Raw genomic sequence first — 24,373 nt, forward strand, 5'->3', positions numbered from 1 at the left:
TTTTAATTATGATATTTATTCTCTGTCAAAACGGGCGAGCTTTTTATCTACCCAAACCGTTGCAAAAGGGAAAAATGCAGATAATAATGCAAATACAAAATCTTCATCATCCCAATGGTAAATTTTTTTTGCAGGAAGGCAGAGCATCAGATAAAGGGTAAAAAACAGGCCATGTAAACTCCCGATAACACTAATGAAAATAATAGAGTACAGGTTTTCATCATATCGAATCCAGATCATGGCTACACAATAGAGTAAGAAACACGAAATAGCTTCCGCCAGACAAATCTGTTTAAACCATTTGATCAGTTTTTCCTGAGAATATTTTGAGAATATTTTGTCGATAAAATCCATGTTTAGATTGATGAATTATAAATTATGAATGAAACAGAGTATCCAACTTATACTACAGTTTCCGTTTGGCAAAATTACTTATAAAAACTACTTCCATCCAAATATTCGAAAACTTCAGGAGGCAGCATAGGTCTTACATTCTTACCATCCTTAATCATATTTCGGATTTCTGTAGCAGAAAGTTCTATCACAGGCGCTTTAATCATGGAGATATTTTCATGTTGCAAATATTCAGAATCTTTTTTCTCACCTTCAAACACTCTGGGATAAACAATGATATGATGATTTTTGATCAGCACATCAGAATTTTTCCATTTGTGAAGACTGCTCAGGTTATCTTCTCCCATAATCAGACTGAAAGAATACTCGGGATATTTTTCATGAAGATAGGTGAGGGTATCAATGGTATAGCTTGGCTTTGGAAGAGAAAATTCTACGTTGGAAGCTCTCATATTAGGGTAATTTTTTACCGCAAGCTGTACCATATCAAGTCTGTTATGATCTTTTAGCAGAGATTTTTTGTCTTTAAAAGGATTTTGCGGGCTCACTACAAACCATAGTTCCTCCATATCAGAATTTTCCAGAATATAATTAGCCAGAATGAGATGTCCTATATGGATTGGATTAAATGATCCGAAAAATAAACCGATTTTTTTCATGTATTATAAGGGGTTAGATCGCATAAATTGGGGCTTAGGAAGTTTGAAGCTTTGTGATTACTGCATTCAGCATTTTTGATATTTCGGAGGTTTTTTCAATTAAAATTTCGAATTTTTCAGAATTTAAATAATTTAAGTTTTTTGAAATAATCAATCGGGTTTCCAATTCACAGCTGCCTCTTGCAATTTTTAAAAACTGAAGAGTAATCGCTGGTGGATCTTCTGGAATGTCCTTCAGCAATATTAGATGGAACTGAAATTGAGGATCTACGAATCTGGCTAGTAAGCCCATACAGTTCTTCTTTTGGGAAAATGGCTGTGGCGGAATAAATTTCAGTAACGAGGTCTACAGATTTGTTCCAGACAATTAATTCCTTATAATTTCTCATATGTGTTTCCCTATTCCCTAATTGCTAAATCCTAATCCCTATTTCTTACTCTCTGAATTTCACGTCCTTGATATTAAGGTAATGTGTTACATTCCCTTTCCAATGGTTCTCTTCCAGTGTAAAAGCAAGGTCAAAATTTCTATTCTTAAAATCTTCTACAAATTGCCCAAGTTTGAAACCTACACATTCAATATTTCGGCCGGTAGATTCCTGCTTGATGTAAAACTTCAGGTGATTATTATCTTTACCCATTGTCTTTACATAGCCGGAAAGCTTTTGATTGGTCAACGTGAAGATAGGCTTCATATTATGAGGCCCAAAAGGAGCCAGTTTTCGGTGGAAATTGATGAATTCTCTATTGATCTCATCAATCGTGATTTCTGTATCAATGGAAATGGAAGGTTCCTTCTGGTGTTCTTTAATTTTTTCAGAAACGATACGTTCAAATTTTTCTTTAAAGGCATCAAACTTACTTTTTTCCATAGAAAGACCTGCCGCAGCATGGTGTCCTCCGAATTTCAGAAAGTACTCAGAGCACAGATCAAGAGCTTCATGTACATCAAAATCTGAAACTGATCTTGCTGAAGCAACCATTTCACCATTATTTCCATCAGTAAATACCAGAGTCGGTTTGTAATACGTCTCAATAAGTCGGGAGGCTACAATACCGATGACACCTTTGTTCCATTCAGGATGATACACGATGGTTGTATGTTTGGTTTCCTGCTGAGATTCTATAATTTGATTCAAAGCAGAAAGAGTAGAGTTCATATCAAGCTCACGTCTTTCATCGTTGAGGTTCATGATGTCGCTTACAATCTGATTGGCATGTTTCAGGTTGTCAGAAACCATCAGTTCCACGGCCGCTTTACCATGTGAGATTCTTCCGGCAGCATTTATTTTGGGAGCAATTTCAAAGACGATGTTGGAGATTTCAAAATGAGACAGCTTATCCTCAGGAATCAGCAGTCTTAAACCAAGGTTTCTGGTTTTTCTAAGAATTTTCAATCCCATTTTAGCCAACACTCTGTTTTCCCCTGTCATGGAAACAATATCTGCCGCAATAGAAATAGCGAGAAGATCTGTCAATTCAAATAATTCGGCTTCCGGAATCTTATAGATCGTATTTAATCCCTGGCAGAGTTTGAAACCTACACCACATCCGGAAAGTTCTTTGAAAGGATATCTGCAGTCACTTCTTTTAGGATCCAATACAGCGGACGCATTGGGGATCTCATCACCCGGAAGGTGGTGATCGCAAATAATGAAATCAATTCCCAGGTTCGATGCATAGTTGATCATATCAAGGGCCTTGATTCCGCAGTCCAGAGCAACAATGAGAGAAAACCCATTTTCTTTGGCGAAATCAATTCCTTCGGTAGAAATTCCATACCCTTCAGAGTTTCTGTCCGGAATATAATAATCCAGATATTTTTTCTCAACAATTTTGCTGAGATAAAGATACATTAGAGCAACAGCTGTGGTTCCGTCCACATCGTAGTCACCATATACCAATATTTTTTCACCATTTTCAATAGCGGTTGCAATACGCTCTACAGCTTTTTGCATATCTGCCATTAAAAATGGATTGTGAATATCGTTAAGATTGGGTTTGAAAAATTCTCTGGCCTTTTGATAATTGTCAATTCCTCTTAAAACGAGAAGTTTAGATTCAAAAGTACCAAAACCAAGTGACGAACTTAGTCTGTCCACAACTTCCTCATCGGGTTCAGGCTTGTAAATCCATTTTTGACTCATTTCACAAAAATAAGGAAAAAAAATAGCATTTAGGAGTGAAGAGGAATTAAGTTTTGACTTTCTAATTGTTAAAAAATGGCTATCTTCGTGCCCCAAATTAAAAATAATTATGAAAAAAATTATCGTTTGTCTCGCTTTCTTAGGGGCAATAAGCTCAATGAATGCACAGAAAATTAACCTTGGCAAAGCGGCCGGAATTGTTTCAAATGGTGCAAAGGCTTTAACATTTACCAACGAAGATGCCATCAAATTATCCAAAGAATCTGTAGATTGGATGGATAAGAATAACACTGTAGCAGGACCCAAAGATCCGTATACTGTGAGACTAAATAAATTGTTTGGAAACCACAAATCTCAGGATGGTCTTACTCTGAACTATAAAGTGTATAAAGTGAAAGACATCAACGCATTTGCCTGTGCTGACGGTAGTGTTCGTGTATTTTCTTCCCTTATGGATATGATGACGGATAATGAATTACTGGCAGTAATTGGACATGAGATCGGTCACGTTAAAAATCAGGATACTAAAGACGCTATGAAATCGGCTTATCTAAAGGCCGCAGCTCTGGATGCTGCATCATCAGCTTCGTCGGCTGTAGCAACCCTTAATGACAGTCAGATCGGTAAAATGGCTAATGCATTTCTAGATGCTTCTCACAGCAAAAAACAGGAATCTGAAGCAGATACATATTCATATGATTTCATGAAGGCGAATAAATATGATGTAGTAGGGGCTTATACAGCTTTCAAAAAGCTGGCCTTACTTTCAGAAGGAAGTACACAGTCGAATTTTGAAAAAATGTTTAATTCTCACCCCGACAGTAATAAAAGAGCTGAATCCATTAAGAAGAAAGCGGAGAAAGATGGCTTGTGGAAAGATCCGGGAGCGGTTACATTACCGGCTGCAAAACTGACAAAATAATTCGTTTTTAGATAAAATAAAAAGCTGTTTCATCATTTTTGAAGCAGCTTTTTTTATGTTTTTTTAGACATTGAGGTACAAAAAAACCTCAAAGTCAACTTTGAGGTTCAGTATGAATTTAAATGTAACTTATATTCTTAAGAATACATTTTTTCTCTTAATTCTTTTACTTTTTTGTCAGCAAGATATTCATCGTAAGTCATTTCTCTGTCGATGATTCCGTTAGGAGTTAACTCGATGATTCTGTTACAGACCGTTGAAAGCATTTCGTGGTCATGAGATGACAATAAGAGGTTTCCTTTGAAGTTAGACAACGAGTTGTTCAACGTTGTAATACTTTCAAGGTCTAAGTGGTTGGTAGGTTCATCTAATAAAAGAATATTTGCTTTCTGAAGCATCATTCTACTGAACATACATCTCATTTTTTCACCTCCTGAAAGTACTTTACAAGATTTTAACGCCTCATCACCTGAGAAAAGCATTCTTCCTAAGAATCCTCTTACGAATTCTTCATGACGCTCTTCATCATTTTTCGTGAATTGTCTTAACCAGTCAACAAGACTTAGATCTTCCTGGAAGAAGTTAGTATTGTCCAAAGGCATATGAGATTGGTTGGTAGTAACTCCCCAAGCAACAGTTCCTTTATCTGCTTCAACGTTTCCAGCTAAAATTTCGAAAAATTCAGTGATAGCCAAAGAGTTTTTAGAAAGTACAGCTACTTTATCTCCTTTTTTAAGATTTAAATCGATGTTAGAGAAAAGTAATTCTCCATCTTTTGTTTTTTCAAGACCTTTTACATCTAAGATTTGATCTCCAGCTTCTCTTTCCATTTCAAAAATGATGGCCGGATATCTTCTTGATGAAGGCTTAATATCGTCGATATTCAATTTGTCGATCATTTTCTTTCTTGCAGTAGCCTGTTTTGCTTTAGCAACGTTTGAACTGAATCGAGCAATGAAATCCTGAAGTTCCTTTTTCTTTTCTTCTGCTTTTTTGTTAGCCTGAGCTCTTTGTCTTGTTGCTAGCTGAGAAGCCTGGTACCAGAAAGAGTAATTACCTGTGTAAAGGTTAAGTTTAGAGTAATCCAAATCTCCGATGTGTGTACAAACCGTATCAAGGAAGTGACGGTCGTGAGATACAACAATTACTGTGTTTTCATAGTCAGCAAGGAAATCTTCAAGCCAAGAGATTGTTTCAATGTCAAGGTCATTGGTAGGCTCATCCAGAATAAGTACATCTGGATTTCCAAAAAGTGCCTGAGCCAAAAGAACCTTTACTTTGTCTTTATTCTCAAGTTCACTCATGAGCTGCCAGTGCATATCATCTGTAATACCTACGTTAGAAAGCATAGTCTGTGCATCTGATTCAGCAGTCCATCCTCCCATTTCATCGTAGATTACACCTAGTTCACCTGCTTTAATTCCGTCTTCATCAGAGAAATCTTCTTTTGCGTATAACGCATCCATTTCCTCTTTTATCTCGTATAATTTTTTATTACCTCTCAAAACAGCTTCAAGAACAGTAAACTGATCATAAGCAAAGTGATCCTGCTCCAAAACTGACATTCTTTTCCCTGGTTCCAGAGATACGTTACCTGTCGTAGGATCCTGCTTTCCTGTTAATATTTTAAGGAATGTGGACTTTCCCGCACCGTTTGCTCCGATGATTCCGTAGCAGTTTCCTTTGGTAAACATAATATTTACCTCGTCAAAAAGAACTCTTTTCCCGAATTGTAAAGATAAGTTAGATACTGTTAACATATAGTTTTGTAAATTTGGCGCAAAAATACAAAAAGAATTTGGGTATTCTGTAATAATATAATAGTCAAGTTTTTAAATGTATGGTATTTTTTATATATTTCATTAACGAAATTCTAAAATGATGAAGATTGAAAAAACAGTCAGTATATTAAACAAAAGAGCCCGCTTTGAATATGAAATTCTAGAAGAATATGAAGCCGGCATGGTTTTGACGGGTACCGAAATAAAATCTTTGCGTTCTTCCAAAGCATCCATCACAGAATCGTTCTGTCAGTTTATTGATGGGGAATTATACATTATTAATATGATGATTGATGAGTATAAACTGGGAACTTTTTACAATCACAAAACAAAAAGGGAACGGAAATTGCTGTTGCACAAAAAAGAATTGCAAAAACTTGAAAAAAAGTTAAAGGATGCTGGTAACACAATTATTCCTTTAAAATTATATATCACTGACCGGGGGAAAGCAAAGGTTCTAATAGCCCTTGGTAGAGGGAAAAAACTCTTTGATAAAAGAGAGGCGATAAAAGATAGAGAAAATAAACGAAACCTGGACAGAATATTAAAGAAAAGTTAAAAATCATTTGAAAAACTTTGTATATAAAGAAAAATTATATTTATTTTGCATTATCAATTATTTAATCATTTAATTCTATGAAAAATCTAAAATTAGGAATTTCAGCATTGGCGCTTACTGTTGCCTCTACTGTTTTCGCGCAGACTACCAATAATCCGTGGTTGATCGGAGTTGGTGCTCACGCTGAAAACCATATAGCAGCTAGAGGTAGTTTCAGTAATACGTTCTCTGCTAACAATTTGACAAAGAGTATGTTCAATGTGAACAACTTCTCTATTACACCTCCACTATCTAAGTTAACAGTTGCTAGAAACGTTGGAAAAGGTTTAGTAATCGACTGGCAAACTTCTGTTGGAAATGTTGAAAACAAAAAATTCAACATGGGGAAAGAATTTTTCCTAATGACAGGTCTTGGTTTCCAGGCTCACGCTGCAGGTCTTTTATGGAACGAAGAATCTTGGTTTGATCCATATTTAAGAGTTGGAGCTAACTATTTAAGACATGACTATAGTGCACTAACTTTCCCAAGAAATGCGGTAGATGCTAACGGTAACTTTATCGAGAGCGTTCCAAACGGGAAAGATGGTAACGAAAACGGTAAATCAAACTTCTTTACTGTAGCTACAGGTGCTGGAGCTAACTTCTGGGTAACTAAAAACTTCGGTCTTGGTATCCAAGGTGACTACGTGTCAACTCCAGGTGACCACTCTACAGTTGCTAACTTCTGGCAAGCTTCTGCATCTATCTTATTTAGATTCGGAAACAGAGACAGAGATAAGGATGGTATCCTAGATAAAGATGACCTTTGTCCAGATACTCCAGGTTTACCAGAATTCCAAGGATGTCCTGATACAGACGGTGATGGAGTTCCAGATAAAGACGATCAATGTCCAGACGTAGCTGGTCCAGTTGAAAACAACGGTTGTCCTTGGCCAGATACAGACGGTGACGGTGTAATCGACAAAGATGACGCTTGTCCTACAGTAGCAGGTCCTGCTGAAAACAACGGTTGTCCTTGGCCAGATACAGATGGTGACGGAATCTTAGATAAAGATGATGCTTGTCCTACAGTACCAGGTCTTCCTGAATACAATGGATGTCCAGCTCCAGCTAAGCCGCCAGTAGAAAAAATCAATACTACTCTTAAAGATATCTTATTTGATTTCAATAAGGCTACTATCAGACCACAGTCTAACGCTAAGTTAGATGAAGCTGCTAAAATCATCAAAGAAGCAGATGCTGCTAACTTCTTAGTAGTAGGTATGACTGATAAAAAAGGTTCTGTTGCTTACAACTTGAATCTTTCTAAAGCAAGAGCTGCTGCAGTAGTAGGTGCTCTAGAAGCAAGAGGAGTTAACCCTAACACTCTTAAGTCAATTGGTATCGGTTCTCAAGAAGCTACTGTTCCTGCAACTGCTTCTGATGCTGAAAGATTAGCTGACAGAAAAGTTATCGTAAGAGCTATCTCAGGATCTGAGTGGGAAACTTACAAGAAAAATGACATTACTGTTGCTGTTCCAGTGAAAAAAGCTGTGAAGAAAGGTGCTAAAAAAGCTCCGGCTAAAAAGGCTCCAGCTAAAAAAGCTCCAGCTAAAAAGAAAAAATAATTAATTTTTCTAAATAATGAATACCTCCAATTTTTTTGGAGGTATTTTTTTTTTGTTGACTTTTGAGTAATTTTGTTGAAATTTAAAAAATAAAATGGGAAGAGCATTTGAATATAGAAAAGCTTCTAAAATGGCCAGATGGGATAAAATGGCCAAAACATTCTCTAAAATAGGAAAAGATATTGCACTGGCTGTAAAAGCTGGAGGAACTGATCCGGAGGCTAACCCGGCACTGAGAAGATGTATCCAGAATGCGAAAGGGGCGAATATGCCTAAAGATAACGTAGAAAGAGCCATCAAAAAAGCAAGTGGTGCTGATGCGGAAAACTACGAAGAGATCACTTATGAAGGATACGGACAAGGAGGTGTTGCTTTCTTTGTAGAATGTACTACAAACAATACAACAAGAACAGTAGCCAATGTAAGAGCTGTTTTCAACAAGTTTGACGGTAACCTTGGGAAAAATGGCGAGCTTGCATTTATCTTTGACAGAAAAGGAATCTTTACAATCGATTTGGCTCAAATCAAAATGGATTGGGATGATTTTGAAATGGAAATGATTGACGGTGGAGCAGAAGATGTAGAAAAAGATGAGGAAGAAGTACTTATTACTACCGCTTTTGAAGACTTCGGTTCTTTATCTCATAAATTAGACGACTTGGGTATTGAAGCGAAAAGCGCGGAACTTCAGAGAATTCCAAATAATACAAAGGAAGTGAACGAAGATCAATTTAAAGCTAATATGAAGATGCTTGAGCGTTTTGAGGACGATGATGATGTTCAGAACGTTTACCACAATATGGAAATGACAGAAGAGCTGTTGAACTCTCTATAAAAAAATAATATAGCATTCATATACAGTTAATTTTCAATTAGTTTCTTTGTATAAAACTATGAAAAGAAACGTTGAATTAGTTGTTATATCGGATGTTCATTTGGGAACTTATGGATGTAAGGCTAAAGAATTGCTGAGATATCTCAATTCTATCCATCCCAAAACTTTGGTTTTGAATGGTGATATTATTGATATCTGGCAGTTCAAAAAGTCTTACTTTCCTAAACCCCATCTGAAAGTGATCAGAAAGATTCTTTCGTTCGCTACCAAAAACACAGATGTCTATTACATTACGGGCAATCATGATGAAATGTTCCGCAAATTCACAGATTTCGAACTCGGAAAACTAAAAGTCTGTAATAAGATCTGCCTGAATATGGATGAGAAGAAAACCTGGATATTCCACGGTGATGTCTTCGATGCTTCAGTTCAGCATTCCAAATGGATCGCCAAACTCGGAGGGAAAGGATATGATCTCCTTATTGTTATCAATAATGTTGTCAATTGGTTTTTAGATAAAATGGGTAAAGAAAAGTACTCGTTTTCAAAGAAGATAAAAAACAACGTAAAGAAAGCGGTAAAATATATTGGAGATTTTGAATTAACGGCTTCAGAATTGGCCATCGACAATCAATATGACTATGTGGTTTGTGGACATATTCACCAACCGCAGATCCGTGAAGTAATCAATAAAAAAGGTTCATGTACGTATCTGAATTCCGGTGACTGGATTGAAAATCTCTCAGCGCTGGAATATAATGATAAAAAATGGTCCATATTTTACTACGACGAACACAAACATTTGCTGAAAGATGATGAAGTAGAAGAAATTCAGGAAATGGATTCTTCGGCTCTTTTAAAAATTGTAACCAATTTCTCCTAGATGAAAGTTTTATATGCATTTCAGGGAACTGGTAACGGCCATGTAGCCAGAGCACAGGAAATTATCCCGCTTCTAAAAAAATATGCTGCTGTTGATACTCTTATCAGTGGGCATCAATCGCAGTTAAAGGCTGATTTCGATATTAATTTTCAATATAGAGGTATTTCCCTGCTTTATAACAAAACCGGCGGTTTATCCTATCGTAAAACGTTTACAGAGAATAAATTTCTGGAAGCTGCTAACATTATAAAACAACTTGACCTTTCACAATACGATTTAATCATCAATGATTATGAACCTTTGACTGGTTGGGCATCCAAGCTTAAGAAATTGCCTATGATTGAACTTAGTCATCAGGCTTCTATGAGTTTTCCGGAGACACCTAAACCTGATAAGAAAGATTTTCTGGGTGAAATGATTCTGAAATATTATGTTCCCAGTGAAAGAAAAATAGGGTTTCATTTTGAGAATTATCATCCTCAGATAAAAAAACCTGTAATCAGAAAGAAAATCCGAAATCTTAATCCCTATAAGCGGGGATATTATCTGGTGTATCTTCCCAGTTTTGCAGATGAGAACATCATCAAGATATTAAGAAATATTCCTGTAGAGTGGAAAGTGTTTTCCAAATACAGCAAAGTGCATGTAAAGGTGAAAAATGTAGAAGTTTTCCCTATTGATGAAATGGAGTATTTGAAATATTTTGAAGGTTGTGAAGGAATTTTGTGCAATGCAGGATTTGAATCCCCAGCAGAAGCTCTTTTTATGGATAAAAAATTATTTGTCATTCCTATTCATAACCAGTACGAGCAGGAGTGCAATGCCTGTGCGCTGGATAAAATGGGAATTCCGAATTCCAAGGTGCTAGATCTTAATGAAATTATGGAATGGGTAGCTTCCGATCATCATCTGAAAGTAGACTACCCCAATGATATTGAAGATATTCTCGTAAAGGAAGTTTTAGTTCTTTAAAAAAATATCATCAACGTCGTTCATTCTCATCATGACAGATCTTGCATAAGAACAGTGCGGATAGACTTTCCAGTTGTTTTCTCGGGCAAATTTTATGGCTTCTTCTACTAAGAATTTTCCCATTCCTTTGCCTTCGAATTCAGGATGTACCAAAACAAAAGAGATGATAAACTTATGATCTTCCGGGAAGATAGTGTAGGTAAGCCTTCCGACTTCTTTTGTTTCGTTATTTAAAGTAAGAACTCCGCCGTTTCCGGATTTATTGTTTTCAAATTTCATAATTCTGAGATTTGTTACTCAATATACAAAAATTGCACCGAGCTTTGCATAAGCAATAAGCAATAAGCAATAAGCAATAAGCAATACTTCGTAGATTGACAGAAGCAATATTCACGATTCCCCCTGTCTAATTATCTTTCCCTGTATAGTAGTTATAATCTTTAATAATTACATGGATAAACTGTCTTTCCGTCATTTTAGTAGGATCTACTTCAACCTTCAGAATACTTTTAATTTTGTCCGACAGCCTGCTGATAATTTGGCGGTCGTCTACTTTTAAAGCTTTGGTGTAATTATCTTTGATGATTCTCATATCATTATCACTCAGAGCAATCACTTGTGGGAAGGTTGGAATATAATTATCCTGAATGTTTTCCAGAATCGTATGCGAGATGTTGATATTATTTTTCAATGAGATTACTGCGGTTCCTGCGGCAATATCTCCCAAACGCTGATTATTTTTAGAAACAACCATTGAGATAAGTCCAATCACTCCACCAAAAGAAACATCTACAATTCTGAATACCCAGCGGATCATATAATCGCCAAAGCTGGCCTGGTAGCCATCGATTTTAACAACTCTCATTTTCATAAGCTTTTTGCCGGGAGTTTGCCCTTCCATTAAACTTTCCATGACAAGAGGATAGATGTAAACGGGAAATGTAAGAACGATATAAACGGCTCTTACAGACCATTCATCAAGACCGTTCATAAGATATCCCAAATCAAAAATATTGAAAAACAGATAGAGCACAATAACGACGTAAGCTACCCTTATCAGAAGATCAATAATGAAGGCAAGCATCCTTTCACCAATACTGGCCGTATTAAAACTGATATTTACATTTTGTGAGGTATTTATCGCAATTTGAGACATATTTTTTATTATTTTAGCCTTACAATTATGAGAGAAGTTTATTTTATTAAACAAAATAAAGAAAAATGGTTGGGAATAGAACAGGTTATTGATGGGAAAATAAAAAAAAATCCTGATGACCTGTCTTCGTTATATATTAACCTGATCAATGATCTTTCTTTTGCTCAGACATATTACCCGAAAAGCAATACAACGGTTTATCTGAATCATTTGTCTTCTCAGATTTTTCAGAAGATCTATAAAACGAAAAGGGTAGAGGAAAACAGACTGATGTATTTTTTCAGAACTGAAGTTCCTTTATTGGTATATCAGTATCGGAGATATCTCTTATACGCCTTTCTTTTTTTCATTCTGTTTACTTCAATAGGAGTGCTTTCTGCAATCTATGACAAAAGTTTTTTAACGGTTGCTATCCCTAATGGGGAGGCCTATGTAAATGAAACCATAGAAAACATTAAAAAAGGAAATGCTGTAGCGGTTTATGAAAGCGGATCTACGTGGGGAAGCACGATTGGTATTATTTTTAATAATATTCAGGTCGGGGCAAAACTCTATATTTATGGAATTTCGGGTGGAGTAGGAACTTTATTCGCTTTGCTTTCCAACAGTGTAATGCTGGGAGCGTTTCAATACTTTTTCTATGATTATGGTGCTTTGAAAGACAGTGCAAGAGGAATATGGCTGCATGGAGTATTTGAAATTTTCGCCATGGTGATTGAAGCAATGTGCGGGCTGATTTTGGGAGCTTCTATTCTGTTTCCTAAAACCTTTTCGAGATTTAATTCGTTTAAAAAAGGCTTTAAAGATTCATTCAAGATATTTCTCAGTACTATTCCGTTTACAGTTTGTGCCGGGATTATTGAAGGTTATGTAACAAGGCATGCATTGAAAATGCCTTTAATTTTGAATCTTCTTATCATTTTCGGATCACTAGCCATTGTAATATTTTACTATCTTGTGTACCCTTCTATCGTGAATAAAAAAACTAATAAAAACCTTCATGATGCAATTGTATAAAAAGAGAGAATTTGGAACCTTCATCAGTGACAGCTTTAATTTTTTTAAATTATACGGAAAAAATTATTTCAAAAGCTATATGTTGATCAATGGGCTGCTGCTTATTTTAATGGTAGTGGTTGTTTTATTTGGGTATAGCGAGCTTTTATCACAGATATTCGGATCCAATATGGATGGAAATTCTTCTTATTTGGAAAATTATTTCTCTGATAATGCAGGATTATTGATTGTGGTGGGACTGATTACCTTTCTATTGTTCATGAGTCTGGCCATAGTCAGTTATCTATATCCTGTTTTTTATCTTAAAAGGATAGCAAACGGAGCTCAAAATATAAAAACAGATGAGATTCTGCGTGATTTTAAAATGAATGCCGGAAAAATAGCGAAGCTGTGTATTGGGTTAATTTTTATCGTTACTCCGCTTGCTTTATTTGTCATTATATTTTCGTACATCCTAATATTTGTGATCATCGGGTTGTTTCTGATCTTTCTCATATATCCAACCCTGTATAATGTTGTTACATTTTTGATGTATGATTATTTTAATTCAGACAGGAAATTTTTCGAAAGTCTGAGCTATTCCATACGGTCACAGTTTTCATATCCGAACGGAAGAGAAAAATCTCCTTACTGGAAATATTGGGGAGGATCCATTATCATGATTACCATTATATCAATTGTTTCTTCCATTTTTACCTATGTTCCGTTACTGTTTTTTTATGGTTCAATTCTTACATCATCTCCAAATGGACAGTTTGAGCAAAATCCTTTCACGGGAACATTAGGTATTATCTTTTTTGTATTCTACGGAATTTCCATGCTGCTTTCGTTCTTCCTTTCAAACCTGATGTATGTGAATGCCGGCTTGATGTATTATGACAGCCGAACAGATCTTCATCAGAAAGTGGAACTGGCAGAAATAGACACCATTGGTATCAATGAATAAGACTTTTTTTATCATATTATTTTTATTTTCTTTTGGGTGGTTTCATGCTCAGGATGAGATCCCTGTAGATGCCTACTCGGAAGATTCATTGTTTATAACAGGACATTATCATAATATGCTGCGCGCAGATTCTGTGCTGATGAAAAATCCGGTTTCTGAAAACGAGACCTATTCAAAACAATTTAAGGAAAATATTCCCTCAAGGTATAAAGGACAGGAGTTTGATTATTCAACTTCGAAACCAAGAGAATCTTTTGGACAGAAATTGCTGAGAAAGATCAATAAGATTCTGCAAAGTATTTTTGGAGAAACATCCTTCACAAACTCTGCTAAGCTTACCACAGCTCTTATTCGTTTATTTGCGATTATTCTGGTTGGATTTCTATTGTACTTTATCATTAAATATGCCCTTGGAAAAGAAGGGAACTTTATTTTTGGTAAAAAGAATAAAAAGCTGGACATCAACGTGGAAGAACTTCATGAAAATATTCATGAGATCAACTTTCCTGAAAGTATTGCAAGGTTTGAAAATGCAAAAGATTATCGTTCAGCAATACGGTATCAGTTTTTGTATGTATTAAAAAAATTAAGCGATAAAAAGCTCATCAACTGGAATCCAGAAAAAACAAATAAAGACTATGCCTCAGAGCTGAAAGCGCCTAGCCTTAAAAAAGATTTCTCCGATCTTTCCTATATTTTTGATTATGTATGGTATGGAGAATTCAATATCGAAGAACAGAGCTATCACAAATTCAAAGACCAATATCAGGCATTTAAACCATAACAAAAACAAACCATGAATAAGAATTTCAAAATATACGCTGTAATTTTCGTCGTTGTGATGATTATTTTGGCGTTGCTTGAAGTTAACAAAAAAGAGACCTTGAACTGGCAGAAGAATTTTGATATTCATGAAAAATCTCCTTTTGGTCTGTTTGTGTTCGATAATGAAGCGAAAAACCTTTTTAAAAATAATCTGAAGAAAATAGACCGGACTCCTTACGATTATTACAGTAAAAATTCAAAAGAACCTCATAATATTGTCGTTATAGAACACGAGATTGATGGCGAATCCTGGAAGAGAATTCTCGACCAGATAGCCAAAGGTTCGGATGCCATGCTGATGGTAAGCCGCGTTCCTAAAGAAGTTTCAGACAGTATAGGATATTATGATTCCGAAATTTCTTTTGAGGAAGAAAATGTTTTGAAACTTACAGATAAGAAATACCAGAACGATTTTATTAAATTAGATAAATTTCCTTCCGGAAGAGGTTTTTCATTCATCAAACCCGGTGTGGAAGTATTGGGAAAAACGGTAGAAAATAAAAATACAGATCAGGCCAACTTTATTAAAATTAAATTGGGAAAAGGAAATATTTATGTACATACCGAACCTCTTTTTCTGACCAATTATTATCTTCTGAAACCGGGGAATAGCAGATATACACAGGATGTATTCTCTTACCTTAAAGACAGAGAAACACTTTGGTTTGTGGAAAGCAATGATAAACCTTCAAGTTTCTTTATGAGGTTTATACTCTCTAAACCCGCCTTAAAATATGCCTGGTGGATACTTTTAGGAGGACTTGTCCTGTTTATTTTCTTCAATGCTAAAAGAAAACAGAGAGTCGTTCCCGTAATAGAACCTCTGCGAAATACTTCCCTGGATTTTGTGAAAAGCATAGGAAATCTTTATCTTCAGGAGGGTGACTTTCATGATATGATGGCCAAAAAAGCGCAATATTTCCTGAATAAAGTGAGAATGGATCTGCTGATCGACACTCAGAACTTAGATGAAGAATTTGCAAAAAAACTGCAGCTTAAAACCGGGAAACCAATAGAAATGATTAATGAAGCAATACAGCTGATCAAAAAAGGGCAGGACCCTTATGCAAGTGTTATGAAAGAAGACCTTGCGAAGATCAATAGTCTGCTTGATGAAATATTAAATTAAAAAAATAAAGACCCATTATCAATATAACAGTAGGGCATGAGTATAATAAAGTTTTAATGATAAGCTCATTATGTTAAGGCTATACTGTTAGATTTTAAAATAAATACTATGGAAAACACAGATAATCCAAACATAGAAGATCAAAGTTCTATTAATCTTAATAAAAACGAAGGTCAATTTCAGTCCAGAATAGATATGATTGAACTTCGTACAAGTCTGGACAAAGTAAAAGCTGAAATTGGTAAAGTAATTGTTGGCCAGGAAAATATGATAGACCATCTTTTGGCAGCATTGCTCTCAAACGGACATGTTCTGATTGAAGGAGTTCCGGGAGTTGCTAAGACCATTACGGCAAAACTATTGGCAAAAACAATTGATGTGGGCTTTAGCAGAATTCAGTTTACACCGGATCTTATGCCGTCAGATATTTTAGGAACATCTGTTTTCAGTGTGAAAAACTCCGAATTCGAATTTAAAAAAGGACCCATTTTTTCTAATTTTATATTGATTGATGAGATCAACAGGTCGCCGGCAAAAACACAGTCTGCTTTGTTTGAAGTAATGGAGGAAAGACAGATTACAATGGATGGTACCCGTTACATTATGGAAGAACCCTTCCTTGTTGTTGCTACACAGAACCCCATTGAGCATGAAGGTACGTATAGACTTCCGGAAGCTCAGCTGGACCGTTTCCTATTCAAGATCAACGTAGGATATCCTAACCTTGAACAGGAAATAGCAATTATTAAAAATCAGCACGAGAGCAAAAAAGAAGATAAAACAGAAGGAATTAACCGAGTAATTACTGCTGCGCAGCTGAAAAATTATCAAAATTTGGTGAAAGAAATCATTGTGGAATCACAACTGATGGAATATATCGCTAAGATTATCATCAATACCAGAGAAAATCAGTTCTTATATTTAGGGGCTTCCCCAAGAGCTTCACTGGCGCTTCTTACTGCATCCAAAGCTTTTGCGGCGCTAAGAGGAAGAGATTTTGTAACTCCTGAAGACATTAAGGAAGCGAGTTATGCCGTCTTGAGACATAGGGTCATTGTTTCTCCTGAGCGAGAAATGGAAGGACTTACCGCGGATGAAATCATCCGTCAGATTTTAGAAGGAATAGAAATCCCTAGATAGGTAGCAGATAAATGAGTTTAGGACATAATCCCTATCCCTTTATTCTAAATCCTAATCCCTAACCCAATGAAAAACCTATACATCAATACACGCTTCTTCTTCACACTCATTGCAGTGGGGGCTCTGTATGTCCTGGCATTTTTCTTTCCGGTCCTTATGTGGATGGCTCATATTCTTCTGTTGATCTGCTTTCTGGCGGCAATGGTAGATTTTCTGTTGCTTTTTAATCAGAAAAATGCACTGCAGGCTCAGAGAATATTGCCGGAAAAGTTATCGAACGGTGATGAGAACTTTGTGAAAATTGATATTAAAAATAATTACAGCTTTAAGATCACTGCAAAAATCATTGATGAAATTCCTTTTCAGTTTCAGAAGAGAGATTTTATGATCATCAAGGAAATTGCTTCAGGAGCGAATACCTTCTTTCAGTACACATTAGAACCTAAGGAAAGAGGAGAATACCATTTCGGAGGATTAAATATCTATGTTTCTTCACCTTTAGGGTTTGTTTCCAAACGATTTACGTTTCAGAAAGATGCTGCCTTGGCTTCTTATCCATCCTTTATTCATCTCAGAAAATACGAGCTTATGGCTTTGCAAAGTGAGTTTTTGATGGGCGGAATCAAAAGAATCAGAAAACTGGGACATACGATGGAATTTGAACAGATCAAAGAATATGTTCCGGGAGATGATATCAGAACCATCAACTGGAAAGCAACTTCCAAAGCCAACCGTTTGATGGTTAACCAGTTTCAGGACGAAAGATCACAACGTATTTTTATGTTGATTGATAAAGGAAGAACCATGAAAATGCCTTTCAACGGATTAAGCCTTTTAGATTACTCCATTAATGCTGCAATGGCACTCTCCCATATTATTCTTAGAAAAGGAGACCGTGCGGGAATGATGACTTTTTCCAAAAAAGCTGAAAATAAAATCGCTGCTGAAAATAAATCCGGACAGCTTAAAAAGATATCCGAAGCCCTTTACAATATTAAGACGGATTTTTTTGAAAGTGATTTCAACCGTTTATACCAGGACGTAAAATATTCCATCAATCAAAGAAGTTTAATTCTCCTTTTTACCAATTTTGAAACATTGGACGGACTCAACCGCCAGCTGAAATATCTCCGCGGAATTGCCAAAAACCATTTGCTGGTCGTGGTATTTTTCAAAAACTCGGAGCTTCAGACACTCATCAACAAAAATCCGGATAATATGCAGGGAATATATGATGAGATCGTTGCAGAAAAATTTGAATTTGAAAAGAAGCTGATCATTCAGGAACTTCGAAAATATGGAATTTATACAGTCTATACCCTTCCGGAAAACTTGAATATCGATGTTATCAATAAATATTTGGAGATAAAAGCAAGAGGAATTTTATAACTTTGTATACGCAACAAGCAACAGACAATGAAAATAACACTCAACAGAATCAACGACGACTTTTTATTTGAATGTACAAACTCCCAGGGAAATTCTATCCTTTTGGACAATACTTCCCAGCCGGGAGCAAAAGGAGTGTCTCCCATGGAAAGTGTTCTGATGGCAGTAGCCGGATGTAGCGGAATAGACGTGGTTTCTATTTTAAAAAAGCAACGTCAGGATATTACAAGTTTTCAGGCAGAAGTAGAAGGAGAGAGAGTTCAGGTAGATGATGCGAAACCTTTCAAATCTATTAAGGTTAAGTTTCTTTTGGAGGGAGAAATTGATCCTAAAAAAGCATTAAAGGCTGCAGAGCTTTCTTTTGAGAAATACTGTTCCGTATCAAAAACGTTAGAACCGAATGTAGAAATCGGGTACGAAGTATATGTGAACGGAGAAAAAATTTAATCTCTTATTTAAAAATATAGAAAGCCGGATGAAACATCCGGCTTTTTTATTGCTCATTACCTAGTACTGATTACTTTAGAAGGTAAGTCTCGGCTTTATCAGTTTGGCTACAGTAGCTGTCCATCCCGTTTGGTGAGAAGCTCCCACACCCCGGCCGTTATCTCCATGAAAATATTCAAAGAAGGTAATATAATCTCTAAAATGTTCATCATAATTAAATTTTGCATTACCACCATTGAAAGCTCTTTGCCCTTGTTCATCCTTTAAGAAAATAGAACAAAGTCTTTTACTGATATTTTGTGCTACTTCGTCAAGATTTCTTTTATCACCACTTCCGGTTGGCAGCTCTACCTTCAGGCTGTTTCCGTAATAAAAATGGAAACGCTGTAAGCTTTCTACAATCAGAAAGTTGATAGGGAACCAAATTGGGCCTCGCCAGTTGCTGTTTCCGCCAAACATCCTGCTGTCACTTTCTGCGGGAGTATAGTAAACCATATTTTCTGTCCCATGAACAGAGAATACAAAAGGATTTTCTTCATATACTTTAGACATCGCGCGGATTCCGTATGTACTTAAAAACTCTTTTTCATCAAGCATTCTTGTCAGAACTTTTGTTAATCTGTTTTTGCGGAGAATACTCATCAGATGTTTTCTCCCCTGGCCTTCCTCATCCCAGTGAGAAACAAGTTTGGTAAGCTCAGGTTTGTTTTTTAAGATCCATTCCATTCTTGTTTTGAAATTAGGCATCTTTTCCAATAAACGATGATCTACAATTTCCACAGCAAACAGAGGAATCAGACCGACAATACTTCTTAGTTTTAAAGAAACACTGTCGCCATTTCCAAGCTGAAGAACATCATAAAAGAATCCATCTTCCTCGTTCCATAAACCTTTGGTGCCTTCACCCAGATTTTCCATGGCTTCTGCGATATAGAGATAATGTTCAAAAAACTTGATTGCCATATCTTCATATACTTGGTAATACTGAGCCAGTTCCATGGCAATACGCATCATATTTAAGGCGTACATTGCCATCCAGCTTGTACCGTCAGCCTGTTCAAGATGCTGACCGTCTTTGAGTTCCATATTCCGGTCAAAAGCACCAATATTATCCAGACCAAGGAAACCTCCACCAAAGATATTTTTCCCGTTTTTATCCTTTCGGTTCACCCACCATGTGAAATTGAGCAGTAGTTTCTGAAAAACTTTTTCAAGAAACAGTAAATCGGGTTTACCGTTGGCTTTTTCATCAATTTTAAAAACACGGAAGCAAGACCATGCGTGTACAGGAGGATTCACATCGCTCATATTCCATTCATAGGCGGGAAGCTGACCGTTAGGATGCATGTACCATTCTTTTGTGAGCAACAGAAGTTGGCCTTTGGCAAATTCGGCATCAATAATGGAGAAAGGAACACAGTGGAAAGCCAGATCCCACGTTGCATACCATGGATATTCCCATTTATCAGGCATGGAAATGATATCTTTATTGTGAAGATGGTTCCATTCTGTATTTCTTACATATTCATTAAAGTTTCTTGGAGCTTCAAAATTGGGATCGCCTTTTAGCCATTTTCCGATATTGTAATGATAAAACTGTTTGTTCCAGAGAAGTCCAGCGAAGGCTTGTCTTTGTACATTTCTTTCATCTTCATTGGTTGTATCGTATTGAATTTCGTTGTAAAAATCTTCAGCTTCAGTTTTTCTATTATTGAAAATTTCATCAAATCCGGAAAAAGGAGCATCTGTTTCATTGGGACATAATCTGAATTCAAAAACCTTGGATTGTCCTGGTCCAATCATTTCATCAATCAGAAAAGAAGCTTTACTTCCTTTTTGTTCAGGATTTACTGTATTGGTCTGATGAATAAGAAAATCATTGATCCCATCTTTGAAATAATGATTTTCAGGCAAAGGATTCCCATACAGTTTAGAAGTATTGGTCTCATTATCACAGAAAACACGTTGTGCATTGACGTTTCTCGAGTATAATTTCTTGATAGAAACACTGTCATGTGCAATATTAATGCTTCCGTCATGAGAATAAGCGTTCAGTTCTCCTTTATAAGTATTGTATCCCCATTTCCAGTTATTTCGGAACCAGGCTGTAGGTATTACAACAATCGGAGCATTATGCTGACTGCGGTTACACACCGTGATTCTGGCGAGGATATCGTTGTGATCGGCTTTACAGTATTCAATAAAAATATCGAAATATTCATCATTGTCAAAGATCCCTGTATCAAAGATTTCATACTCCGGATCTTTTTTGCCACGTCTTCCGTTTTCTGTAACGAGATCATCATAAGGAAACGCATTGATGGGATATTTATACACCATCTTCATATAGCTGTGGGTAGGAGTGTTGTCCAGATAATAAAAAATTTCTTTAATATCTTCCCCATGATTTCCCTGTGGATTGCTCAAACCAAAGAAACGCTCCTTTACGATCTTATCTTTCTTGTTCCAGAATGAAAATGCAAAGCAAAACAGCTGCTTTACATCCGATATTCCGGCAATACCTTCTTCTCCCCAGCGGTAGGCATAGCTCTCCGCATTATTGTGGTTGGTGAAGTTCCAGGCATTCCCGTCTCTACTGTAATCTTCCCGTACGTTACCCCATTGCCGGTTGCTTACATAAGGTCCCCAGTTTTTCCATTTGGTATCTTGTAATCTATCCTTTTCGGCAGTCATATCTCAACATTTTTCCACACGAAGTTAGTTTTTTTGAAAAATAATTCCAATTCCTTTCATCTGAATAATTATTAATATAGCCCTGAAATACTTGTGTTTAAAGGCTTTTTAAAATATTAAATTATTTTTTTTTTGAAATTAAAAGAAAAGAGCTACCTTTGCACCATTCGTTCATTCAAATATTGAAAATGTTATCAAGAAAGGTTGAGGGATTAGACCCTATGAAACCTTAGCAACCCTTTGCGCATGCAGAGAAGGTGCTACGTTCTACCAAAGTGATTTTGGACAGATAACTTACTGAAGTTCTTTTCAGCCATTTCCTGTGGCATTTTCAATTGTATTAAAATAATAGAATTGAAAACAGAACTAAACTATATTAATCTTTCGTATCAAACCAATTCCCAAAAGGAATGCAATATCTTGTTAAGCTATGAGCTTTTCGGGAAAGACCTGTTTACAGCTCCTATTATTCTTATCAACCATGCACTTACCGGAAATTCAACAGTATCCGGAGAACAAGGCTGGTGGAAAAATTTGGTAGGTAAAGATCAGGTCGTAGATACGGAGCAATATACCGTTCTTTGTTTCAATATACCCGGAAACGGTTATGATACTTTTTTAATTGAAGACTATGAAAGCTTTACCCCTTCAGATATAGCCAATATATTTCTGAAAGGATTAGAAGCTTTACATATCAAAAACTTATATGCCATTATTGGAGGCTCTCTGGGAGGAGGAATTGCCTGGGAAATGCTTGCCAAGCAACCTAAGCTTGCAGAAATATTTATCCCGATAGCTTGTGACTACAGAACACACGACTGGCTTCATGCACAGTGTATGGTTCAGAAATTTTTATTAAATGATAAAGATGAACCTCTACAGAAAGCAAGAATTCATGCTATGTTGTGCTACAGAACTCCACAATCGCTCAACAGCAGATTTCAGAATACATACAATCAGGACAAACAGCGCTTAGAATCAGAAGACTGGTTAATATATCACGGTAATGCTTTAAACGAAAGATTTAGTTTGAAAGCATATCAATTGATGAATCATTTACTGATGAATATCAACGCTGATGAATCAGCCTTAGAGAGAATAGAAGCACGAATGCACATGATCTCCGTAGATACAGACCTGTTTTTTCCTGCTTCTGAAATCCGAATGTGCTTCGAGAAATTGAAAGAGAAAAATAAGGAAGCCTCTTATCACGAGATCCAATCTATACACGGGCATGATGCCTTCCTAATGGAATATCAACAATTAAATAATATCATAAAAAACATTTTATAAAGTAATGAAAAAGGTTAATGAAATAAAATTTTTAAAGAACAGATCAATCATCAAATTTGAAGGCGAAGATTTTCTAGGAGAAATCGGAATTGATGGAAGAATCTTTAAAGCACTCACTTTGGCACGAATCAGTGTAGGAGTAATCTCTCAGCAGGCTGTAGAAAACGGAATCTCAATATTGGTTCACGAAAATGATGCAGAAAAAGCAGTAGCCTGTCTTATTGATGAGTTTGAAGCAGAAAGAAAATCAGGGAAAGTTTCCCAAATTTATAGCATCAATAATGTTTCTGTACTAGGTTTTGTATCAGAAGATTTTAATAAAGTCCTTGCAGAGCTGGCGAGAAATAATGTATTTCCTTTGCTTTTAAATCAGATCGCAGGAGAGAATAGGGTCAATATTGTAGTGACTTCTTCTCAGGACGAAAAGACCAAGAATATCATAGAATCCGAAATTTTCAAAAAACCCAAAACCGTTCATCTTGCTATTATAGGTCATGGAAACGTAGGGAAAACATTGATCAATCAGGTGTTAGAATCTTCAGATGAGATCAAAAGACGTAAGAATATAGATCTTAAAGTGGTGGCAGTTGCCAATTCTAAAAAAATAGCATTTAACAAAAAAGGATTTGACGGTAATTGGACTGAGGAAGTTGTAACGGCAGAACATCCATCGAATGTTCAGGAACTGATCAATTTCTCCAACGAAAATCAATTGGAAAATTTGATCGTTGTAGATAACACGGCAAGTAAAGATTTTGTTCATAACTACCATGCTTTGGCTGAAAACGGTTTTGATCTGGTTTCTTCCAACAAGATTTTTAATACCCTTCCTATTGAAGAATATCGTAAGCTAAGATATACTTTGAATAAAAATAACAGAAGATATCTGTATGAAACCAATGTAGGAGCAGGCCTTCCTCTAATTGATACCATCAAATTACTACACCTTTCTGGAGAAAATATCACCAGAATTAAAGGTGTTTTCTCAGGAACATTAAGCTATGTTTTCAACAATTTTTCTTTAAGAGATGACAAATTCTCAACCATCATCAACGAAGCTTTGGAAAAAGGATATACAGAACCAGACCCAAGAGAAGACTTATCCGGGAATGATGTGGCAAGAAAGTTATTGATTCTGGCCAGAGAGCTGGACTTAATCAATGAGTTTAGTGATATCAATATCCAGAACCTTGTTCCTGAAAGTTTACTTGAAGTTTCAAAATCAGAATTTCTGACAAGACTGGAAGAACTGGATGAAGAATACCAGAAAATAAAAGAGAATCAGGAGCCAGGTCATGTACTAAGATATGTAGGCGATCTGCACGGGGATCTTCAAAAAGATAAAGGGGATTTGGATGTAAAATTGATTTCCGTTCCAGCAACTTCAGCCTTAGGACAGTTAAAAGGTTCAGATTCAATTTTTGAAATTTATACAGAAAGTTACGGTGAAAATCCAATTGTAATTATGGGAGCAGGAGCCGGGGCCCTGGTAACAGCAAGAGGAGTATTCGGAGATATTTTAAGAGTAAGTGAAACAAAATAATGTATACAGATAACATGTACAATGTATCAATGATGAAGATAATAATGCCAAAGGTTGTATTGAGCGAAGTATAAA

24 protein-coding genes and 1 riboswitch are annotated in these 24,373 nt (G+C 36.1%); of the genes, 15 read left to right on the forward strand and 9 right to left on the reverse strand.

Features of this window, described 5'->3' with window-relative positions; translation table 11 throughout:
* Positions 1-15: 15 nt before the first annotated feature.
* The 5 genes from ACQ76T_RS16485 to recJ all read right to left on the reverse strand — a co-directional run bounded on the left by ACQ76T_RS16485 (position 16) and on the right by recJ (position 3,160).
* Positions 16-354, reverse strand: a complete 339-nt coding sequence (locus tag ACQ76T_RS16485; RefSeq protein ID WP_431344354.1) for a DUF3817 domain-containing protein — start codon at positions 352-354, stop codon at positions 16-18.
* Between the two features lie 74 nt (positions 355-428).
* The gene (gene nadD / locus ACQ76T_RS16490; protein ID WP_431344355.1) at positions 429-1,013 is read right to left on the reverse strand and encodes a nicotinate (nicotinamide) nucleotide adenylyltransferase; all 585 of its coding nucleotides are present in this window, start codon (positions 1,011-1,013) and stop codon (positions 429-431) included.
* Between the two features lie 34 nt (positions 1,014-1,047).
* Positions 1,048-1,254 (reverse strand): four helix bundle protein, encoded by a 207-nt coding sequence (locus tag ACQ76T_RS16495; protein ID WP_431344393.1) that lies wholly within the window; start codon positions 1,252-1,254, stop codon positions 1,048-1,050.
* A complete protein-coding gene (locus tag ACQ76T_RS16500) occupies positions 1,181-1,402 on the reverse strand; it encodes a four helix bundle protein (RefSeq protein WP_431344356.1) in 222 nt (73 codons plus the stop codon). The genes ACQ76T_RS16495 and ACQ76T_RS16500 overlap by 74 nt, the downstream gene beginning before the upstream one ends.
* Positions 1,403-1,447: 45 nt before the next feature.
* Positions 1,448-3,160: a single-stranded-DNA-specific exonuclease RecJ gene (gene recJ, locus ACQ76T_RS16505; protein WP_431344357.1), complete on the reverse strand. Its 1,713-nt coding sequence runs from the start codon at positions 3,158-3,160 to the stop codon at positions 1,448-1,450.
* 109 nt (positions 3,161-3,269) lie between these two features.
* Here recJ and ACQ76T_RS16510 point away from each other — a divergent pair, with 109 nt between their 5' ends.
* Complete coding sequence (locus ACQ76T_RS16510; protein ID WP_431344358.1) at positions 3,270-4,082, forward strand: M48 family metallopeptidase; 813 nt, start codon at positions 3,270-3,272, stop codon at positions 4,080-4,082.
* Positions 4,083-4,219: 137 nt separating this feature from the next.
* On the opposite strand, the gene ACQ76T_RS16515 is transcribed toward ACQ76T_RS16510, so the two are convergent.
* Complete coding sequence (locus tag ACQ76T_RS16515; protein WP_431344359.1) at positions 4,220-5,842, reverse strand: ABC-F family ATP-binding cassette domain-containing protein; 1,623 nt, start codon at positions 5,840-5,842, stop codon at positions 4,220-4,222.
* 121 nt (positions 5,843-5,963) lie between these two features.
* Here ACQ76T_RS16515 and smpB point away from each other — a divergent pair, with 121 nt between their 5' ends.
* The 5 genes from smpB to ACQ76T_RS16540 all read left to right on the forward strand — a co-directional run bounded on the left by smpB (position 5,964) and on the right by ACQ76T_RS16540 (position 10,719).
* Positions 5,964-6,422, forward strand: a complete 459-nt coding sequence (gene smpB / locus ACQ76T_RS16520) for an SsrA-binding protein SmpB (RefSeq protein WP_034694839.1) — start codon at positions 5,964-5,966, stop codon at positions 6,420-6,422.
* A 77-nt stretch (positions 6,423-6,499) separates the two neighbouring features.
* Entirely contained in the window at positions 6,500-8,029 is a 1,530-nt protein-coding gene (locus ACQ76T_RS16525) for an OmpA family protein (protein ID WP_431344360.1), read from the forward strand.
* A 94-nt stretch (positions 8,030-8,123) separates the two neighbouring features.
* A complete protein-coding gene (locus ACQ76T_RS16530; RefSeq protein WP_431344361.1) occupies positions 8,124-8,864 on the forward strand; it encodes a YebC/PmpR family DNA-binding transcriptional regulator in 741 nt (246 codons plus the stop codon).
* Positions 8,865-8,922: 58 nt separating this feature from the next.
* Positions 8,923-9,747: a UDP-2,3-diacylglucosamine diphosphatase gene (locus tag ACQ76T_RS16535; protein ID WP_431344362.1), complete on the forward strand. Its 825-nt coding sequence runs from the start codon at positions 8,923-8,925 to the stop codon at positions 9,745-9,747.
* Positions 9,748-10,719, forward strand: coding sequence for a glycosyltransferase family protein (locus ACQ76T_RS16540; protein ID WP_431344363.1), 972 nt, complete (start codon positions 9,748-9,750; stop codon positions 10,717-10,719).
* On the opposite strand, the gene ACQ76T_RS16545 is transcribed toward ACQ76T_RS16540, so the two are convergent.
* Together ACQ76T_RS16545 and ACQ76T_RS16550 are read right to left on the reverse strand one after the other, a co-directional pair.
* Positions 10,708-10,998 (reverse strand): GNAT family N-acetyltransferase, encoded by a 291-nt coding sequence (locus ACQ76T_RS16545; RefSeq protein ID WP_431344364.1) that lies wholly within the window; start codon positions 10,996-10,998, stop codon positions 10,708-10,710. The two genes, ACQ76T_RS16540 and ACQ76T_RS16545, sit on opposite strands and share 12 nt — an antisense overlap.
* Positions 10,999-11,125: 127 nt before the next feature.
* Positions 11,126-11,875: an RDD family protein gene (locus tag ACQ76T_RS16550; protein ID WP_431344365.1), complete on the reverse strand. Its 750-nt coding sequence runs from the start codon at positions 11,873-11,875 to the stop codon at positions 11,126-11,128.
* Between the two features lie 27 nt (positions 11,876-11,902).
* On the opposite strand from ACQ76T_RS16550, the gene ACQ76T_RS16555 reads away from it, so the two are divergent.
* From ACQ76T_RS16555 to ACQ76T_RS16585, 7 genes are all read left to right on the forward strand, one after another.
* Positions 11,903-12,892, forward strand: a complete 990-nt coding sequence (locus ACQ76T_RS16555) for a stage II sporulation protein M (RefSeq protein ID WP_431344366.1) — start codon at positions 11,903-11,905, stop codon at positions 12,890-12,892.
* Positions 12,876-13,838 (forward strand): DUF4013 domain-containing protein, encoded by a 963-nt coding sequence (locus ACQ76T_RS16560; protein WP_431344367.1) that lies wholly within the window; start codon positions 12,876-12,878, stop codon positions 13,836-13,838. The genes ACQ76T_RS16555 and ACQ76T_RS16560 overlap by 17 nt, the downstream gene beginning before the upstream one ends.
* On the forward strand, positions 13,831-14,622 hold the full coding sequence (locus ACQ76T_RS16565; RefSeq protein ID WP_431344368.1) for a DUF4129 domain-containing protein: 792 nt from the start codon (positions 13,831-13,833) through the stop codon (positions 14,620-14,622). The genes ACQ76T_RS16560 and ACQ76T_RS16565 overlap by 8 nt, the downstream gene beginning before the upstream one ends.
* Before the next feature lie 12 nt (positions 14,623-14,634).
* Positions 14,635-15,792 carry a hypothetical protein gene (locus tag ACQ76T_RS16570; RefSeq protein WP_431344369.1) on the forward strand — a complete coding sequence of 386 codons (1,158 nt, stop codon included), beginning with the start codon at positions 14,635-14,637 and terminating at the stop codon, positions 15,790-15,792.
* A 108-nt stretch (positions 15,793-15,900) separates the two neighbouring features.
* On the forward strand, positions 15,901-16,932 hold the full coding sequence (locus tag ACQ76T_RS16575) for an AAA family ATPase (protein ID WP_431344370.1): 1,032 nt from the start codon (positions 15,901-15,903) through the stop codon (positions 16,930-16,932).
* Positions 16,933-16,998: 66 nt separating this feature from the next.
* On the forward strand, positions 16,999-18,321 hold the full coding sequence (locus tag ACQ76T_RS16580; protein WP_431344371.1) for a DUF58 domain-containing protein: 1,323 nt from the start codon (positions 16,999-17,001) through the stop codon (positions 18,319-18,321).
* A 27-nt stretch (positions 18,322-18,348) separates the two neighbouring features.
* Positions 18,349-18,768, forward strand: a complete 420-nt coding sequence (locus ACQ76T_RS16585; RefSeq protein ID WP_431344372.1) for an OsmC family protein — start codon at positions 18,349-18,351, stop codon at positions 18,766-18,768.
* A gap of 75 nt (positions 18,769-18,843) precedes the next feature.
* Here the strand turns inward: ACQ76T_RS16585 and ACQ76T_RS16590 are convergent, their stop codons facing one another.
* Entirely contained in the window at positions 18,844-21,462 is a 2,619-nt protein-coding gene (locus tag ACQ76T_RS16590) for an MGH1-like glycoside hydrolase domain-containing protein (RefSeq protein ID WP_431344373.1), read from the reverse strand.
* A 188-nt stretch (positions 21,463-21,650) separates the two neighbouring features.
* A riboswitch (SAM riboswitch) is annotated at positions 21,651-21,758 on the forward strand.
* A 58-nt stretch (positions 21,759-21,816) separates the two neighbouring features.
* Between ACQ76T_RS16590 and ACQ76T_RS16595 the strand changes: the two genes are divergently transcribed.
* Both ACQ76T_RS16595 and ACQ76T_RS16600 read left to right on the forward strand, forming a co-directional pair.
* Positions 21,817-22,755, forward strand: a complete 939-nt coding sequence (locus ACQ76T_RS16595; protein ID WP_431344374.1) for an alpha/beta fold hydrolase — start codon at positions 21,817-21,819, stop codon at positions 22,753-22,755.
* A 4-nt stretch (positions 22,756-22,759) separates the two neighbouring features.
* Positions 22,760-24,298, forward strand: a complete 1,539-nt coding sequence (locus ACQ76T_RS16600) for an ACT domain-containing protein (protein WP_431344375.1) — start codon at positions 22,760-22,762, stop codon at positions 24,296-24,298.
* Positions 24,299-24,373: the final 75 nt, after the last annotated feature.

The organism is Chryseobacterium sp. JK1 (assembly GCF_050632815.1).
Taxonomy (GTDB): Bacteria; Bacteroidota; Bacteroidia; order Flavobacteriales; family Weeksellaceae; genus Chryseobacterium.